This window comes from Dyella lutea (assembly GCF_024158035.1).
In the GTDB taxonomy this organism is placed as follows: domain Bacteria; phylum Pseudomonadota; class Gammaproteobacteria; order Xanthomonadales; family Rhodanobacteraceae; genus Dyella_A; species Dyella_A lutea.
The window spans coordinates 177,660-194,771 of the sequence record NZ_JAMZEK010000004.1; the positions used below are offsets into that span (position 1 = coordinate 177,660).

General features: G+C 69.4%; 13 protein-coding genes. 12 read left to right on the forward strand and 1 reads right to left on the reverse strand.

All coding sequences use genetic code 11. From position 1 onward, the window contains the following. Positions 1 to 67: 67 nt before the first annotated feature. From NC595_RS17475 to NC595_RS17510, 8 genes are all read left to right on the forward strand, one after another. A complete protein-coding gene (locus NC595_RS17475; protein WP_253568602.1) occupies positions 68 to 2,581 on the forward strand; it encodes an excinuclease ABC subunit UvrA in 2,514 nt (837 codons plus the stop codon). A 250-nt stretch (positions 2,582 to 2,831) separates the two neighbouring features. Next, entirely contained in the window at positions 2,832 to 3,500 is a 669-nt protein-coding gene (locus tag NC595_RS17480; protein WP_253568603.1) for a hypothetical protein, read from the forward strand. A 75-nt stretch (positions 3,501 to 3,575) separates the two neighbouring features. After that, the gene (locus NC595_RS17485; RefSeq protein WP_253568604.1) at positions 3,576 to 4,271 is read left to right on the forward strand and encodes a glutathione S-transferase N-terminal domain-containing protein; all 696 of its coding nucleotides are present in this window, start codon (positions 3,576 to 3,578) and stop codon (positions 4,269 to 4,271) included. Between the two features lie 113 nt (positions 4,272 to 4,384). Continuing rightward, a complete protein-coding gene (locus NC595_RS17490) occupies positions 4,385 to 5,800 on the forward strand; it encodes an MBOAT family O-acyltransferase (protein ID WP_253568606.1) in 1,416 nt (471 codons plus the stop codon). 37 nt (positions 5,801 to 5,837) lie between these two features. After that, positions 5,838 to 6,947 (forward strand): hypothetical protein, encoded by a 1,110-nt coding sequence (locus NC595_RS17495; RefSeq protein WP_253568607.1) that lies wholly within the window; start codon positions 5,838 to 5,840, stop codon positions 6,945 to 6,947. 37 nt (positions 6,948 to 6,984) lie between these two features. Beyond that, on the forward strand, positions 6,985 to 8,445 hold the full coding sequence (locus NC595_RS17500; RefSeq protein WP_253568609.1) for an amidohydrolase family protein: 1,461 nt from the start codon (positions 6,985 to 6,987) through the stop codon (positions 8,443 to 8,445). 93 nt (positions 8,446 to 8,538) lie between these two features. After that, a complete protein-coding gene (locus NC595_RS17505) occupies positions 8,539 to 9,636 on the forward strand; it encodes an acyltransferase family protein (RefSeq protein ID WP_253568610.1) in 1,098 nt (365 codons plus the stop codon). A gap of 113 nt (positions 9,637 to 9,749) precedes the next feature. After that, positions 9,750 to 10,556: a hypothetical protein gene (locus NC595_RS17510; protein WP_253568611.1), complete on the forward strand. Its 807-nt coding sequence runs from the start codon at positions 9,750 to 9,752 to the stop codon at positions 10,554 to 10,556. A gap of 25 nt (positions 10,557 to 10,581) precedes the next feature. Here the strand turns inward: NC595_RS17510 and NC595_RS17515 are convergent, their stop codons facing one another. Next, positions 10,582 to 12,765 (reverse strand): penicillin acylase family protein, encoded by a 2,184-nt coding sequence (locus NC595_RS17515; RefSeq protein WP_253568612.1) that lies wholly within the window; start codon positions 12,763 to 12,765, stop codon positions 10,582 to 10,584. Positions 12,766 to 13,135: 370 nt separating this feature from the next. Here NC595_RS17515 and NC595_RS17520 point away from each other — a divergent pair, with 370 nt between their 5' ends. The 4 genes from NC595_RS17520 to NC595_RS17535 are packed head-to-tail and all read left to right on the forward strand — an operon-like array spanning position 13,136 to position 17,040. After that, entirely contained in the window at positions 13,136 to 14,056 is a 921-nt protein-coding gene (locus tag NC595_RS17520; RefSeq protein ID WP_253568613.1) for a ubiquinol oxidase subunit II, read from the forward strand. After that, positions 14,046 to 16,106, forward strand: a complete 2,061-nt coding sequence (locus NC595_RS17525; RefSeq protein WP_253568614.1) for a cbb3-type cytochrome c oxidase subunit I — start codon at positions 14,046 to 14,048, stop codon at positions 16,104 to 16,106. The genes NC595_RS17520 and NC595_RS17525 overlap by 11 nt, the downstream gene beginning before the upstream one ends. Further along, complete coding sequence (locus tag NC595_RS17530; RefSeq protein WP_253568615.1) at positions 16,103 to 16,729, forward strand: cytochrome c oxidase subunit 3; 627 nt, start codon at positions 16,103 to 16,105, stop codon at positions 16,727 to 16,729. Before NC595_RS17525 ends, NC595_RS17530 begins: the two co-directional genes overlap by 4 nt. Then, positions 16,729 to 17,040, forward strand: coding sequence for a cytochrome o ubiquinol oxidase subunit IV (locus NC595_RS17535; protein WP_253568616.1), 312 nt, complete (start codon positions 16,729 to 16,731; stop codon positions 17,038 to 17,040). Before NC595_RS17530 ends, NC595_RS17535 begins: the two co-directional genes overlap by 1 nt. Positions 17,041 to 17,112: the final 72 nt, after the last annotated feature.

Below are 17,112 nucleotides of genomic sequence, written 5' to 3' on the forward strand. Positions count from 1 at the left end.
GTTTCTGCATGTCCGCCCAGTTCTACGTCACCCGTCGCCCGGTCTTTCGCCTGTCGAGCCGGAAGGCATGAGGACCGGGACCGGCGGCCCGGCTGACGCCGACAACGGCTGCGTGCGCGTGCGCGGAGCGCGCGAGCACAACCTGAAAGGCGTCGACGTGGATGTGCCGCGCGACGCGCTGGTGGTGTTCACCGGGGTGTCCGGTTCGGGCAAGTCCTCGTTGGCCTTCGGCACGATCTACGCGGAGGCGCAGCGGCGCTATTTCGAGTCGGTGGCGCCGTACGCGCGACGGCTGATCGAGCAGGCCGGCGTGCCGGCAGTGGATCGTATCGACGGGCTGCCGCCGGCGGTCGCCCTGCAGCAGAGCCGCGGTGGTGGCAGCACGCGCTCCACCGTCGGCAGCCTGAGCACGCTCTCCAACGCGCTGCGCATGCTGTACTCGCGCGCCGGCGACTATCCGGCGGGAAAGGCGTTGCTGGAATCGGATGCGTTCTCGCCGAACACGCCGGCCGGCGCGTGTCCGGACTGCCACGGCCTGGGCCGGGTGTTCGACGCCACCGAAGCCTCGATGGTGCCCGACCCGTCGCTGAGCATCCGCGAGCGCGCCATCGCCTGCTGGCCGCAGGGCTGGCAGGGCAAGAACTACAGGGACATCCTCACCACGCTGGGGTACGACGTGGACCGGCCGTGGCGCGAGCTGCCGCGCGAGCAGCGCGACTGGATCCTGTTCACCGACGAGCAGCCGGTGGTGCCGGTCTACCGCGACGTGGCGCCGGACGTGGCGCAGGCCGCCTACGCGCGCGGCGAGCCGGGCAACTACAAGGGCACCTACGTGAGCGCGCGCGCCTACGTGATGCACAGCTTTGCGCAGAGCGAGAGCGCGGCGATCAAGCAGCGGGTGGCGCGCTACATGGTGGCGCGCCCGTGCCCGGCCTGCGGGGGCCGTCGCCTGCGGCCCGAGGCGCTGTCGGTCGCCTTCGGCGGACACGACATCGCCCACGCCTCCGGCCTGCCGCTGCGTGAGCTGGCGCGGCACCTGCGCGCCACACTGGACGGTATGGCGGCAGGCGACGACGGGCATCCGGAAAAGCGGCTGGTCGCCGCGCGTATCGTCGCCGACGTCGGCGCGCGCATCGACACCCTGGTCGAGCTCGGCCTCGGCTATCTCTCGCTGGAACGCAGCACGCCCACGCTGTCACCGGGCGAGTTGCAGCGGCTGCGGCTGGCCACCCAGCTGCAGGCGCAGCTGTTCGGCGTGGTCTACGTGCTGGACGAGCCCTCCGCCGGCCTGCACCCGGCCGACACCGAAGCGCTGCTGCGCGCATTGGCGCGGCTGAAGGCCGGCGGCAATTCGGTGTTCGTGGTGGAGCACGAACTGGACGTGATCCGCGCGGCGGATTGGGTGATCGACATCGGTCCCGGTGCGGGCAGCCAGGGCGGCGAGGTGCTGTACGCAGGCCCATTGGACGGACTCGCCCGGTGCGCAGACTCCGCCACGCGCCGCTACGTGTTCGCTGACGCGAAGCCGGTGGCGCATGCGCCACGCACACCGTCTGGCTGGCTGCGCTTCGAAGGAGTTACCCGCAACAAAGTCGCCGGGCTGGACGTGGCGTTCCCGTTGGGCGCGATGACCGCCGTCACCGGCGTCTCCGGTGCGGGCAAGTCCAGCCTGGTGAGTCAGGCGCTGGTGGAGTTGGTGGGCCGCGCACTGGGTGTGGCTGCGGCCAGCGAGGACGAGGGTGACGAACTGCCGGGCGAGGCGATGGCGCCGGCCGGCGGCCGCATCGTCGAAGGCATGGTCACGATCACCCGGCTGGTCACCGTCGACCAGCGCCCGATCGGCCGCACGCCGCGCTCCAACCTGGCCACCTACACCGGCCTGTTCGACCATGTGCGCAAGCTGTTCGCCGCCACGCCGGAAGCGCGCAGGCGCGGGTTCGACGCCGGCCGCTTCTCCTTCAACGTGGCCAACGGGCGCTGCGCTAGCTGCGAGGGCGAGGGCTTCGTCTCGGTTGGCCTGCTGTTCCTGCCGTCGGTCTACGCGCCGTGCCCGACCTGCCATGGTACGCGCTACAACGAAGACACGCTGGCTGTCCGCTGGAACGGCCACCACATCGCTGAGGTGCTGGCACTGACCGTGGACGATGCGGTGGCGTTCTTCGGCGATGCCGTGCCGGCGCTGGCGCGCTCGCTCGCCACGTTGCGCGACGTCGGCCTGGGCTATCTGCGGCTCGGCCAGCCGGCGACGGAACTCTCCGGCGGCGAGGCGCAGCGCATCAAGCTGGCCACCGAGCTGCAGCGTCAGGCGCGCGGCCACACGCTGTACGTGCTGGACGAACCCACCGCTGGCCTGCACCCGGCCGACGTCGACCGACTGATGGCGCAGCTGCACGGACTGGTCGAGGCCGGCCACAGCGTGATCGTGGTCGAGCACGACGGCCGCGTGATCGGCGCCTGCGACTGGATGATCGATCTGGGCCCCGGTGCGGGCGACGAGGGCGGGCTCATCGTGGCGCAGGGCACGCCGGCCGCGGTGGTGGCCGCGGGCATCGGCGTCACTGTGCGACATCTCGCCGGCTGACGCGCGGCGTTTTCGCTCCACCGGCACCCGGGTTCGTCGCCGATGCGGCGTGTCCGTCGCGCGGCGCTCGCGCCGGGCGCCTGGCGTGCGCAGGATCAGCCTCGTGCCCTGCGCCGGCGTTGCCGGACCGGCACAGGACCCGTCGCTTCCTCGCCGGGTGATTCATGACGTCATCCACGCATGCCCGCAGGCGCGGGCGTGACGGGCGCCTGCATGCCATGCGCGGATGGCCGAGCGGAAGGAACGAGCCATGTGGGACATGCGTCGGTTGATCAAGGTGGGCGTGCTGGTGTGGGCGGTGCTGCTGCCCTGGCAGGTGCGGGCGGAAGCGCCGGTGGTAGTGGCCCATGCCACGGTGCATGGACACGACGTGCCGGTGTACCGGATCGGTGAACTGCGCGCGCCGGACACGCCGGCCGGTATGGATGGCTTCGCCGTGCGCGTCGCCTACGTGCTGCGCGCGTGGACGCGCAAGCACGGCGTGGAGGCGATCGGCAACCTCTGCCGCACGCCCGACGGCTCCGCATGGGGCACGGTGCTGCTGACCGTCGGGGCGCACGTCGCCAGCCCGGTGACCAATGCCTGCCCGGTCGGCATGCTCGCCACCGGCGTGGATATCCACAGCCACCCGCAGCACCAGCACTACCGTGCCAATGCGGTGGACCAGATCTTCCTCGGACGCCTGCCGTGCCGTGAGGTGACGACGCAGCCGGACAGCTTCGGTCCGGACGACTATGGGCGTCCCGGTTACATGGTCGGCCGCCTCGGCCTGCACTTCCAGCACGGCCTGGGCCGGGTGCGCCTGGTGCGCGACATGCGCCTGCCGCCGCCTGCCACGCCGTCCGACGACCTGCGTCGCATCGCCGCCGTGGCATCGCCCGCTGCGCTGCCCGGCAAGGGATCGCACCCGGGTTCCTGACCGGAGCGGGTTCCGCACGCGCCACGACGGTGGCAGTTCTGGCAGGCTGTCGACTCCCTTCCCCCGGAGTGCCCCATGTCGCGCCTTGCCGATTTCCCGATCACCCGACGTTGGCCCGCGCAGCATCCGGACCGCCTGCAGCTGTATTCGCTGGCCACGCCGAACGGGGTAAAGGTGTCGATCATGCTGGAGGAGACCGGTCTGCCCTATGAGGCTCACCGGATCGACATCATGAAGAGCGAGAGCCAGCTGCCGGAGTACCTCGCACTCAACCCGAACGGCAAGATCCCGGCGATCCTCGATCCGGACGGTCCCGGCGGCGAACCGCTGGCGTTGTTCGAGTCCGGTGCGATCCTCATGTACCTGGCCGAGAAGACCGGCCGCTTCCTGCCGGCCGATCCGGCGTGCCGCTGGGAAACGATCCAGTGGGTGTTCTTCCAGATGGCGGCGATCGGTCCGATGTTCGGCCAGGTGGGGTTCTTCCACAAATTCGCCGGGCGCGAATACGAGGACAAGCGGCCGCTCGAGCGCTACGTGGCTGAGTCGCAGCGCCTGCTCGGCGTGCTCGACGGGCGGCTGGACGACCGCACCTGGCTGATGGGCGATGACTACACCGTCGCCGACATCGCCACGGCGGGCTGGGTGCGCAACCTGATCGGTTTCTACGAGGCGCGCGAGCTGGTGCAGTTCCACCGCTACGGCCACGTCGCCGCCTGGCTGGACCGGGTGCTGGCGCGCCCGGCGGTGCAGCGCGGGCTGGCCATCCCCTGAGCCACACCGCGAGGCGGCGCAGGGCCCGGCATCACGGGACTTGCGCCGCCGGCCTGCGGCAGGAGTAGGATCCGCAGCAGTCGCTGGGGGGCGACAGGGCCGGGGGGCTCGACATGGTCTTCAATTCGCTCGCCTTCGTGGCGTTCTTCGCGATCGTGCTCGCGTTCATGGCGATGCCTTTCGCCTGGACCACCCGCAAGATCATCCTGCTGGTCGCCAGCTACCTGTTCTACATGGCGTGGAACCCGCCGTTCGTGATCCTGCTGTGGATCTCCACGGTGGTGGACTGGTACGCCGCGCAGAAACTGGTGCACGCCGAACGCGAGGTGGTGCGGCGGGCGTGGATGCTGCTGTCGGTGGTGGCCAACCTGGGCATGCTCAGCTACTTCAAGTACGGCCACTTCCTGCTGCAGAACTTCAGCGAGCTGGTGTCGGTGTACGGCGTGCACTACGTGCCGCCGACCTGGGACATCGTGCTGCCGGTGGGCATCTCGTTCTACACCTTCGCCACGCTGTCCTACACGCTGGACGTGTACCTCAGACGCGCGCTGCCGGCGCGACGCTTCCTCGACTACGCGCTGTTCGTGACGTTCTTCCCGCACCTGGTGGCCGGGCCGATCATGCGGCCGACCGAGCTGGTGCCGCAGTTCGAGATCGAGCGCCGCGCCACGCGGCGGCAGCTGCAGTTCGGGCTGGTGCTGGTGTTGCTGGGGCTGTTCCAGAAGGTGGTGCTGGCCGACACCTTCCTGTCGAAGGCGGCCGAGGCGGTCTTCGACACCGGCCAGCCGACCGGCGCGCTCGACGCGTGGATCGGCACGCTGGCCTTCAGCGGGCAGATCTTCTGTGACTTCGCCGGCTACTCGACCATCGCCATCGGCGTGGCGATGTGCCTTGGCTTCGCCATGCCGGACAACTTCCGCTTCCCGTATGCAGCGGTGGGGTTCTCCGACTTCTGGCGGCGCTGGCACATCACGCTGTCCTCGTGGCTGCGCGATTACCTCTACATCCCGCTGGGCGGCAACCGGCACGGTCCGGCGCGCACCTACCTGGCGCTGATGGGCACCATGCTGCTGGGCGGCCTCTGGCATGGCGCGAGCTGGACCTTCGTGGTGTGGGGCGGGCTGCACGGCATCTACCTGTCGGTGGAGCGCTTCCTGCGCGGACGCTTCGGCGGCTTCCGGCCGGGCCCGCTGGCGCTGTTCGCGCTGGGCCTGCTGACCTGGATGCTGGTCAACGTGACCTGGGTGTTCTTCCGGGCCAGGACCTTCGGCAAGGCGTGGGACGTGCTGGCCGGCATGGTCGGCGCCAATGGTGATGCGGCGCCGATCCTCTCCAGCATGCTGGTCGCTACCACGCTGTTGATCGTCACCGGCATCGTCGCCGCGCACTGGTGGATGCGGCGACGCACGCTGGAATCGGCGCTGCTGCAGGTGCCGGCGGTGCCGCTGGCGATGGGCATGGGACTGATGACGTTTCTGGTGATCATCGCGCAGGGGGAAGGCAGTGCATTCATCTACTTCCAGTTCTGATCTGCGCGCCGAACCGGCGGCCACGCGCCCCGGGTTCGTGCGCCAGACCGCCTCGGACCGTCCCGGCGTGGCCCAGCCGGTGCCCGAGCGCGACATCCCCGATCGCCCGTGGGGACGCATCTGGTTCGGTGCGCTGGCGCTGGCGTTGCTGCTGACCGCCGGCTGGGAGTGGCACTGGCGCGCGTTCGGCGTCACCCCCAGCTACCGCAACAGCAACGGCCAGTGGGCGCAGCAGCGGCGGCGCATCGACGCGGGCGAGGGCGACGCGCTGGTGTTCATCGGTTCCTCGCGCACGCTGTTCGACATGCAGCTGCCGGTGTGGAAGCGGGTGACCGGCGAGCAGCCGATCCAGCTCTCGCTGGAAGGCACCTCCGCGCTGCCCGCGCTGGAGGACCTGGCTGCCGACCCGGCTTTCCACGGGCGGGTGATGGTGGGGGTCACCAGCTCGCTCTTCTTCTCCGGCTTCGCCTATCGCGGCGACGCGATCCGCGACTGGCGCAAGGAATCGCCGTCCGCGCGCATCGGCACCTGGCTGTCGATGCACTTCGTCGAGCCGTACGTGGCGTTCTACGATCCGGACTACGCGCTGGAAACCGTGCTGGCGCGGCAGCCGTGGCCGGTGCGTCCGGGTACGCACCCGCACATGAGCGTGCGGAAGCTGTCGTTGTCCGGCGAGGACCGCAACACCTACCTGTGGCCGAAGGTGGCCGAGGACGTGCCGTATCGCGACCTGGCCCGCCGGATCTGGGCACAGTCCTGGCAGTTGCCGCCCCCGCCGATGCTCGACACCCCCGCCAAGGTGCGCGCGGTGGCCGACGCGCAGATCGCCCGGGCGGTGGCGGCGGTGAAGCAGTTGCGGGCGCACGGTGCGCGGGTGGTGTTCGTGCGCCAGCCAGTGGCCGGGCCGTACCTTGCGTTCGAGGATCGGGTCGAGCCGCCTGCACTGACCTGGCAGGTGCTGCTCCAGCGTACGGGTGCGCCGGGCATCAGTTTCGCCGATCATGCCGAGCTTCAGGGGTTCGAGCCGCCGGAGTGGTCGCACCTGTCGCGTCCCGACGCCGAGCGGTACACGGCCCGGCTGGCGCCGATGGTGGAACGTGCCTTCGCCGGCGAGCCGTCGGTGCAGGCACTCGCCGCGCAGCCCTGAGCCTGCTGCCGTCCAACCCCAGGGGAGATCTCCGCCGATGAACCTCGCACCAGCGATCCGCCACCGTGCTTGCTGCCTTGCCGTCGCCGTGAGCCTGTTGGCCGCGGGAGTCGCGCATGGCGTCGAGCTGGGCCCGATGACGCGCGCCTATGTGTCGTACGACGCGCCAGTGATCGCCATCGAACACGTGCGGGTGATCGACGGCACCGGGGCGCCTGCGCGCGAGGACCAGGTCGTGCTGTTGCGCGACGGGAGCATCGTCGCCGTGGGCACGGACGTGGACGTGCCGGCCGGCGCCACGGTCATCGACGGCCGCGGCAAGAGCCTGTTGCCCGGCCTGGTCGGCATGCACGACCACATGTTCTACCCGGCGCCGAAGGTGAACCCGGCGGCTAAGGACGCGCTGTATCCCGAGCAGGGCTCGAGCTTTCCCAAGTTCTACCTGGCCGGCGGCGTCACCACCATCCGCACCACCGGCAGTACCGAGCCGTACACCGACCTGGAGCTGAAGAAGGCGATCGACGCCGGCCTGATACCGGGGCCGAAGATGCACACCACCGGGCCGTACCTGGAAGGCAAGGGCAGCTTCACCCCGCAGATGCACGAGCTCACCGGCGCCGACGATGCACGCGCCACGGTGGAGTACTGGATGGACGAGGGCGCCACCTCGTTCAAGGCCTACATGCACATCACCCGCGCCGAGCTGTCGGCGGCGATCGCCGCAGCGCACGCGCGGCACATCATCGTCACCGGTCACCTGTGCTCGATCGGTTTCACCGAGGCGGCGGACCTGGGCATCGACGACCTCGAACACGGGCTGGTGGTGGACACCGAGTTCACCCCGGGCAAGCAGCCCGACGTGTGCCCCGACACCCGCAAGGCCACGGCGAACCTGGCAACCATGCGGATCGGCGATGCGAGGATCCAGGCGCTGATTCGTCACCTGGTCGCGAAGCACGTGGCGGTGACTTCCACCCTGCCGGTGTTCGAGACCTTCGTGCCCGGGCGTGCTCCGGTGGATACCCGCGTGCTCGACGCGATGCTGCCGCAGACCCGGGTGGAATACCTGAAGACCCGCGAGCGCATCGCTGCGCAGAAGGACTCGCCGTGGCCGGCGCTGTTCGCGCTGGAGATGCAGTTCGAGCGCGCCTTCGTGAAGGCCGGCGGCACCCTGCTGGCCGGACTGGATCCGACCGGCTTCGGCGGCGTGATCGCCGGCTATGGCGACCAGCGCGAGGTGGAGCTGCTGGTCGAGGCTGGGTTCACTCCGGTGGAGGCGATCCGCATCGCTACGCTCAACGGCGCGCGCTACCTCGGCGAGGGCGACCGCATCGGTTCGATCGAGCCGGGCAAGGTCGCCGACCTGGTGCTGGTCAACGGCAACCCGGCCGCCGACATCAAGGCGATCGAGAACGTGGTGACGGTGTTCAAGGACGGCGTCGGCTACGATCCGGCCAGGCTGGTGAAGGCGGCCAACGGCACGGTGGGCGTGCGCTGAACGCGATGCCCTGATTGCGCCTTCCGCCGGTCATGGTTTTGCCATGGCCAGCCGCGGCATGCTGGCGCCTTTGCCCACACGGAAAGGACGCCCATGCCACGACTCCCTGGCCTGGACACGCTGCGCGCGCTGGCCATCATCCTGGTGATGGTCTTCCACTCCTGGGTGGTCGGCGGCATGGGGCCACGGTTCGACCCGCTGGTGCGCTACGGCTGGGTTGGCGTGGACATCTTCTTCGTGCTCAGCGGCTTCCTGATCGGCAGCCAGGTGCTGGCGCCGCTGGCGCGCGGCGAGCGACTCGCGCTGGGCGCGTTCTACCGGCGCCGGGCCTATCGCATCCTGCCCGCGTTCGCCGTGGTGCTGGCGCTGTACCAATGTGTGCCGTCGTTGCGCGAACTGCCCGGCATCGCGCCGTGGTGGCAGTTCGCCACCTTCACCATGAACCTGCTGATCGACTACGCCAGCCAGCCGGCGTTCTCGCACGCCTGGTCGCTGTGCGTGGAAGAGCATTTCTACCTGCTGTTCCCACTGCTGGCGATCGGCCTGGCGCGGTGGCGTTCGGGCCGGGCGGTGGCCGCGGTCGCGCTGATGGTGGTGCTCGGCGGCATCGCGCTGCGCGCTGCCGTGTGGTGGCACGACACCGCCGTGCAGCCGGACCGCAACTGGTACATCGAGGATCTCTATTTCCCGACCTGGTGCCGGCTGGACGGGTTGTTCGTCGGGGTGATGCTCGCCGCGTTGAAGACCGTCCGGTTGAAGCTCTGGATCCGCGCGCAGGCCCATGCACCGGTGGCGATGTGGCTGGGTCTGCTGGTGACCGGTGGTGCGTTGCTGCTGTTCCGCGATCGGGCCGGCCTTGTCGCCAACGCGATCGGCTGGCCGCTGCTTTCCGCGGGCCTCGGCCTGCTGGTGTTTGCCGCGGCCGGCCAGAACAGCGCGCTCGGCCGCTGGCGCGTGCCCGGCGCCAGCTGGCTGGCCGGGATCTCCTACAGCCTGTATCTCAGCCACAAGATCGCCTATCACCTGGTGCAGGTGACTTTGGGCGAACGCCTGCACGGGGTGGCGATCTTCGTGGTCTACGCCGCCGCGGCGCTGGCTCTGGGCAGCGTGCTGCACCTGGCGGTGGAGCGGCCGTTCCTGCGGCTGCGCGAGCGGCGCGCAGTGCCGGTGATGCAGCCCGCGACGGGTTGAGCGGAATGGCGCGTCCTTCGAGGAGCGGCTCACCCGGGCGCGGGCGTATCCGGTCTGAGCTAGTCTGCACCCGCCGCACCGGCCGGTGCCCGAGGGGGAAAGCGATGAAAGCCATGAAAGCCATGATCCACGGCGTATGGCTGATGCTGGCCGTCCTGCTGCCGGGACCGCTGCACGCGGCCACCGCCGATGCGCCGGCGCAGGTCCAGGTGCTCGACACCTGGCCGCAGGGAGACGACGTCGCGCTCGGCCCCAGTGCGCACTTCTACCTGCGGCTGGCCTATCGCAGCGACCATCCGGTAGGCATCTGGGTGCAGGGCTATTTCCGCGGCAAGCCGGCGCCGGTCGGCACCAGCCCGTCGATCCGCTACGACGGCGAGGGCGAGGCGCTGGGCTGGCTGTTCTTCCTGAAACCGGACGCGCAGGTGGACGAGATCCGCATCACCGCCGGTGATGGCAGCCTGGACGGCACTCCGGTGGTGGCGACGCTGCCGGTGCACCTGTACGCCGGCGCCGATGCGGCTGACGACGGGGCCGGCACGCCGGCCTGGGTGGACGAGCTGCTGGCCAGGCAGCGCGATGCGCAGCGTGCCGCCGCGGCGCGGAACGCCGCCACGCCGATGGGCGCCGGCGAGACGGTGCTGTTCAGCGGCTTCATGCTGCTGATGTTCGCCATCGCGATCGGCGGCCTGGCGCTGCCGGCCTGGGCGTGCTGGCGCTGGCGCGGCGGCTGGCGCCTGGCTGCCGCGGTGCCGGCGGCGCTGATGGTGCTGGTGGTGGGGCGGATCGTGACGGGGGTGGCCGCCGATCCCACCTCGCACAACCTGTGGCCGTTCGAACTGCTGCAGGCCGGCGTGCCGGCCATGCTGGCGATCGGCGTGATGGCGCTGCTGCGCCGTTCGCGCGGGACGCGCGGCTAGGCGTCGTCCCGCGTGCTGCCGGTGCTCACTGGCCCGGGTGGTAGACGCGCTCGATGTGGCCCTTCAGCTGCTCGGGCCAGAAATACACCTCGCGCAAGTTGCCGGTGGTGTAGCGCTCGGCCTCGTCGTTGAAGTGCTTCGACTCGGGATGGCCGCTCTCGCCGCCGGCAGTGATCGCGCGGGCGCTCACCTTCGGTCCGAACTCCACCACCGCCACGAAGCTGTTGCCGCTGGTGCCGTAGTAGCGCTTCGTGCCCGGCCAGCGGTGCGCGCCGAACGAGGCCAGCGAACCCCAGCGCGAGGAGGTGAACGGCACCGGGATGCTCGGCTTGCTGTCGTCGAACGGCTGCTGGATGGCGCCGTTGATGCGCTGGAAGCGGTTGACCTCGCCCCACGGCACGCCCCAGTGGCCGAAGTCGTGCTGCAGCCGGTCCACCGCCTCGGTCAGCGCGTGCAGGCGCTCCTTTGATCCGGCCTTCTCGGCCATCACGTCGTAGATCGACAGGCCTTCGGCGGTGTCCGCCTTGCTCACCTCGTCCCACAGCGTGTCGCCCCAGAACACCGCCAGCGTGGTCGGCATCGAGGCGATGCCCCAGCGGTAGTCCCACGTGCGCAGCAGGGCGATCGGGCCGCGCAGCTTGTTCTTGAGCGGATCGCTGGCGGGCAGCGCGTCGTAGTCGTGGATCAGCACCGGCAACTGGCGCGCGAACGCCGGGAGATACGAGTCGAAAGCCATGGTGATCAGCGAGGCGCGGGTGACGTCCTTCGCGCCGGTGAGCAGGCGCGTGGCGTGCAGGCCGCGCGGGTTCTCGCCGAAGGTGTCCATGTAGCGCGGGAAGTCGGCCTGCTTCGGGCTGTAGGGGCCGGCGGCGGAGTACGGCCAGTCGTTGGTGTTGAAGGCCCAGCCGTTCGGTGGGTTCACCACCTGCGGCAGCTGGTCGAGCGGGGTGAGGCCGTGCCAGTCGGTGGCCGGGTTGGCGCCGTCCACCGGTTTGGTGTAGTCGAAGCGGTTGTCACGCTTCGGCACGAACTGCGGCATCAGGAAGGCGATCTCACCCTTGTCGTCGGCGAACAGCGTGTTGTTGGACGAGTTGGCCTTCAGCTCGGCCACTTTCATGTAGCTGGCGTAGTCGTGCGTTTTCGTGCGCAGCCAGCTCTGCTCCAGCGCCGGGACCGGCGTGTTCATCAGAGCCTCGGCGATCCACTTGTCGCCATCCTTGCGCACGACCGGGCCGTGGTGGGTGAAGTACGCGGTGAAGGTGCGGCTGGCCATCGTGCCGTCGGGGCGGCGGTAGGGAATGGTGATCTGGCGCGAGGTCACCGGTCGCAGCGCCTTGCCGTAGCGGTAGTAGAGCTTGCCATCCTTGCGCACGATCGTCTCGGCGAACTCGTCCACCGCGTCGACGCCGGTGGAGGTGTGCATCCAGCCGACGTGCCGGTTGAAGCCCTGGTAGATGAAGAACTGGCCCCAGGTCACCGCGCCGTAGGCGTCCAGCCCCTGGTCGCTGGTCATCTGCAATTCGGAGCGGAAGAAGAACGAGGTGTGCGGGTTGATCAGCAGCAGTGCGTGTCCGTCGGCGGTGAGCTTCGGCGCGAGCGCGATGCCGTTGGAGCCGGTCGGCTCGACCCAGCTCGGGCGCATCTCGACCGTCGCCAGTGGCGCGTCGCCGGGCTCGCCGTAGAAGGCCTTCAGCTGCTCGAGGTCGACCCGTTCGATGTCGCCGCCGATGCTGCCCTCGGTGAAGGACAGCGCCATCCACGGTTCGAAATGGGTGATCACCTCCGGGTGCACGTCCGGGTGCGTGGCGAGGTAGTAGTTCAGGCCGTCCGCCCAGGCGTCCATCAGCTGGCGCAGCCAGCCCGGGCTCTGCGAGTAGAGCTGCTTGAGCTTCACCGGGTCGATGAACAGCTTCTGCCGCAGGTCCAGCCAGATCGACGATTCGCCCTTGGCCTCGGCCAGGCGGCCGAGCGAGAGCAGGTAGTTGGTCTCCACGCGGTGGAAGTCGTCCTCGGCCTGCGCGTAGGCCATGCCGAACACCGCATCGGCGTCGGTGGTGCCATGCACGTGGGCGATGCCCCAGTCGTCGCGGGTGATCGTCACCGCCTGCGCCTCGCGCTCGAGACGTGGCGGGAGGTTGGTCGTCGACGCCGCGACGGGTGCGGCCAGTCCCGGCAGGAGCAGGGCGGATACGGCAAGCGACTTGAGCATGTTCCTGGCCTCGATGCGGCGGTGACGATGGGCGGTCTGGCGCACCACGCCCCGTGCAACGCTGGCCCCGGTGCCGACTCGTCGGCCAGCATAGCGGCTCCGGCGATGGCGTCGGCGTGCGCTGCGGAAATCGTCAGGGCCGGCAGCGGATGCCTTCGCAGCCGCCGGGCCGATCACGGCCACGAGCATCGGGCCGGCCGGCGAGGGGCCGCGTGGCGTGTCGTCCGGGCACGCGGGCTTCGCGGGCGCTTCACGCGACTTTGCGCGGCGTCTGCCTAGGGTCGTGCGGCGATGCCGCGCCTTGCCGCGGTTTCGGCAAGGCGACCTTCGGCGGCGGCTCGACTCGCCGTCGATCCAGCGAGGAGCTCAGGTGCAGCACACAGCGACGGAAGGCCACGCGAAGCGCAGCGCGTCGCGCGTCGGGCTGGCGGCGATGCCGGTCCGGGCAGCGATCTTCGCGGTCGCTGCCGGGCCCGTCGCCGCCGCCGAACGGCAGCTGCTGGTCCAGGCAGCCGTGTTGATGCTCTTCGTGGTCGTCCCGGTGATCGTGCTCACGCCCTGGGTCGCCTGGCGGTTCCGTCGCCGCAACCGGCGCAGTGCCTATCGACCCGGCTGGGATTTTTCACGGACGCTGGAAGTGCTGATCTGGGGCGTGCCCGCGCTGCTGGTGGCTTTCCTGGCGGTGCGGGTCTGGACGCAGTCGCGCGCGCTCGACCCGTATCGGGCGATCGACGCCGGGCAGGCCTCGGCCGCCGCGCCGCTGGACGTGCAGGTGGTGGGCCTGGACTGGAAATGGCTCTTCATCTATCCCGACCAGCACATCGCCACGCTGAACACGCTGGTGCTGCCGGTGGGAAGGGCGGTGCACCTGCACCTGACCAGCGACACGGTGATGGAGTCGCTGCTGGTGCCGCGCCTCGCCGGACAGATCTACGCGATGCCCGGGATGATCACGCAACTGTGGCTGCGTGCCGATCGACCGGGAGACTTCGTCGGGGAGAACACCCAGTACAACGGCAGCGGCTTCGCGCACCAGAAGTTCGTGGTGCACGCGGTCGACGCCGGCGACTTCAGCCGCTGGGTCGGCAAGGTGCGTGCAGACGGGGACGTGCTCGATGCGCGTCGTTACCGGGAGCTCGCACGGCGCGGTGTGCCGGCCGCGCCCGAACGCTTCGGGCAGGTCGACGCCGACCTGTTCGGACGCATCGTGGCGAAGTACCACGCATCGGCACAGCTGCGCGCGTCCACCATGGCCTCACGCGCCACCGGGAGGACGAACGATGCGCATTGAGGCGCTCGCGGGGCCGTGGCTGGGCCGGCTGAGCCTGTCGGCGCTGCCGACCGACAGCCCGGTGGCCATGGGCGCTGCACTGGTTGCGGTTTTCGGCGCGCTCGGCGTCGCCGGCTACATCACCGGCAAGGGCAAGTGGCGCTACCTGTGGCGGGAGTGGTTCACCAGCGTGGACCACAAGCGCATCGGCATCATGTACGTGGTGCTGGCGCTGGTGATGCTGGCCCGCGCCGTGATCGAGGCGCTGGTGATGCGGCTGCAGCAGGCCGATGCGGTGAACCGGTCCGGCTTCATTTCCGCCGAGCACTTCGGCCAGCTGTTCTCCACCCACGGCAGCATCATGATCTTCTTCATGGCGATGCCGTTCCTCACCGGGGTGATCAACTACGTGATGCCGCTGCAGATCGGTGCGCGCGACGTGTCGTTTCCGGTGCTCAACTCGATCAGCCTGATGCTGACTGCCGCCGGCGCCGCGCTGGTGATGATCTCGCTGGTGCTGGCGCCGTTCTCCACCGGAGGCTGGTCCGGCTACGCACCGTTCACCGAGCTGCGCTTCAGTCCCGGCGTCGGTGTGGACTACTGGATCTGGGCGGTGACGCTGAGCTCGATCGGCTCCACCCTCACCGGCATCAACTTCGCGGTGACGATCTACAAGAAGCGCGCACCAGGCATGCACCTGTTCCGCATGCCGCTGTTCTGCTGGACGGCGTTGTGCACCAGCATCCTGATGATCTTTGCGATGCCGGCGCTCACCGTGGCGACGGCCCTGCTGGCGCTGGACCGCTACCTGGGCATGCATTTCTTCACCAGCGGCGGTGGCGGCAACATGATGGTCTACGCCAACCTGTTCTGGCTGTTCGGCCACCCCGAGGTGTACATCGTGGTGCTGCCCTCGTTCGGCGTGTTCTCGGAGCTGTTCTCCACCTTCTCGGCGAAAAAGCTGTACGGCTACACCTCGCTGGTGCTCGCGACCATGACGATCGCGGTGCTGTCGTTCACCGTATGGCTGCACCACTTCTTCACCATGGGGCAATCGGCGCACATCAACGCGGCGTTCGGCATCGCCACCATGCTGATCGGCATTCCCACCGGCGTGAAGGTGTACGACTGGATCCTCACCATGTTCCGCGGCCGCGTGCGCTTCACCACGCCGCTGCTGTGGGGGCTGGCGTTCCTGGTCACCTTCGTGATCGGCGGCTTGTCCGGCATCCTGCTGGCGATCCCGCCGGTGGATTTCCTGGTCCACAACACCACGTTCCTGGTGGCGCACTTCCACAACATGCTGATCCCCGGCACGTTGTTCGGCATGATCGCGGCGTACCAGTTCTGGTTTCCGAAGGCGTTCGGCTTCCGGCTGGAAGAGCGCTGGGGACGCGTGGCGTTCGGATGCTGGGTGATCGGTTTCTATCTCGCCTTCATGCCGCTGTACGTGCTCGGCCTGGAGGGCATGCCGCGGCGTAGTGCCGAGGTGTTCGACGAGGCGTTCCGGCCCTGGCTGCTGGTGGCTGCCGGCGGCGCGGTGCTGATCGTGCTGGGGATGGCCGCGCTGGCGCTGCAGCTGGCCATGAGCATCCGGCACCGCGACCGCAACCGGGTGCGGGCGGGCGACCCATGGGATGGCCGCAGCCTGGAGTGGTCGACTTCCTCGCCGCCGCCGGAATACAACTTCGCGAAGCTGCCGGAGGTTCAGGGGCGCGACGCGTTCTGGACGATGAAACGGTCCGGTCGCGCCTACCCGCCGCTGGAGCGCTATGCGCCGATAATGCTGCCGGAGAACAGCGCGATCGGTCCGCTGCTGGGGGCGCTCGGCCTGGCCACTGCGTTCGGCCTGGTCTGGCGCATCGGCTGGATGGCCGGGCTGGGCACGGCCGGCGCGCTGGTCGCGGTGATCGGCTGGAGTTTCGTGCGCCGGCCGGGTCGCACCGTCGACGAACGACAGGTCGAGCGCACGGAGACGCGCTGGCACGCGGTGCTGGTCGCCGCCGTGCCGGTATCGCGCGAGCATGAATGCGATCCACGCAATCGCGGCTTGGCGGACGTGGCGGCATGAGCGCCGGATCGGCCAGCGAAAGACGCCGGCACCCCGGGCTCAACCTGCACGAGTCCGATGCGCATCCCTCCGACGGCGAGGTGGTGTTCGGCTTCTGGGTCTTCATGATGAGCGACGCAGTGCTGTTCGCGCTGCTGTTCGCCGTCTACGCCAGTCTGGGTGCCAACACCGCGGGCGGCCCCGGGCCGCGCGACGTGTTCGAGCTGGACCCGGCGGCGATGGAAACGCTGCTGCTGCTGAGCAGCTTCACCTTCGGCATCGCCTCGCTGGCGATGAAATACCGGCGGGGGATGGCCTTGCTGCAGGGCATGCTGGCGACGACCCTGCTGCTGGGGCTGGGTTTCCTTGGGCTGGAGGTGCACGACTTCGTCGGCATGGAGGACACGGGCGCGCTGCCGCAGGTCAGCGCGTTTCTCTCGGCGTTCTACGTACTGGTGCCGACCCATTTCCTGCACGTATCGCTGGGTTGCGTGTGGATCGTGGTGATGATGGTGCAGCTGCGCATGTCCGGCCTGGACCGCATCACCCGCACGCGGCTGCTGCGGCTGGGCCTGTTCTGGCATTTCCTGGACATCGTGTGGGTGATGATCTTTTCCTTCGTCTTTCTGCGGGGACTGCTGTGATGGGCGGCGATGGCGGCTTCCGTCGCGAGCTTCGCGACTACGTGGTGGGCCTGGTGCTGGCACTCGGACTGAGTGGTGCGGCGTTCGCGCTGGTCGCCTGGGCACCGTGGTCCGCCCGCACCACGCTCGGCGTGGTTGCGGCGCTGGCGGTGCTGCAGTTGGTGGCGCATTTCCGATGCTTCCTGCATATCGACCTGAAGCAGTCGCATCGCGACGACCTGCAGCTGATCCTGTTCACGGCGGCGATCATCGGCCTGATGGTCGCCGGGTCGCTGTGGATCATCCTCAACCAGAACCGGCGCATGATGTGACCGCCCCGGTGGTGCAGGAATCTGCGTTGCGCGGTGCGGACTCTTCACGCGACGGCGCGATCGACTCTCCTA

Bases quoted from the DNA above. Each gene is read 5' to 3' on its own strand.
- NC595_RS17475 (WP_253568602.1), top strand. From the start codon at position 68: ATGAGGACCGGGACCGGCGGCCCGGCTGACGCCGACAACGGCTGCGTG.
- NC595_RS17480 (WP_253568603.1), top strand. From the start codon at position 2,832: ATGTGGGACATGCGTCGGTTGATCAAGGTGGGCGTGCTGGTGTGGGCG.
- NC595_RS17485 (WP_253568604.1), top strand. From the start codon at position 3,576: ATGTCGCGCCTTGCCGATTTCCCGATCACCCGACGTTGGCCCGCGCAG.
- NC595_RS17490 (WP_253568606.1), top strand. From the start codon at position 4,385: ATGGTCTTCAATTCGCTCGCCTTCGTGGCGTTCTTCGCGATCGTGCTC.
- NC595_RS17500 (WP_253568609.1), top strand. From the start codon at position 6,985: ATGAACCTCGCACCAGCGATCCGCCACCGTGCTTGCTGCCTTGCCGTC.
- NC595_RS17505 (WP_253568610.1), top strand. From the start codon at position 8,539: ATGCCACGACTCCCTGGCCTGGACACGCTGCGCGCGCTGGCCATCATC.
- NC595_RS17510 (WP_253568611.1), top strand. From the start codon at position 9,750: ATGAAAGCCATGATCCACGGCGTATGGCTGATGCTGGCCGTCCTGCTG.
- NC595_RS17515 (WP_253568612.1), bottom strand. From the start codon at position 12,765: ATGCTCAAGTCGCTTGCCGTATCCGCCCTGCTCCTGCCGGGACTGGCC.
- NC595_RS17525 (WP_253568614.1), top strand. From the start codon at position 14,046: ATGCGCATTGAGGCGCTCGCGGGGCCGTGGCTGGGCCGGCTGAGCCTG.
- NC595_RS17530 (WP_253568615.1), top strand. From the start codon at position 16,103: ATGAGCGCCGGATCGGCCAGCGAAAGACGCCGGCACCCCGGGCTCAAC.
- NC595_RS17535 (WP_253568616.1), top strand. From the start codon at position 16,729: ATGGGCGGCGATGGCGGCTTCCGTCGCGAGCTTCGCGACTACGTGGTG.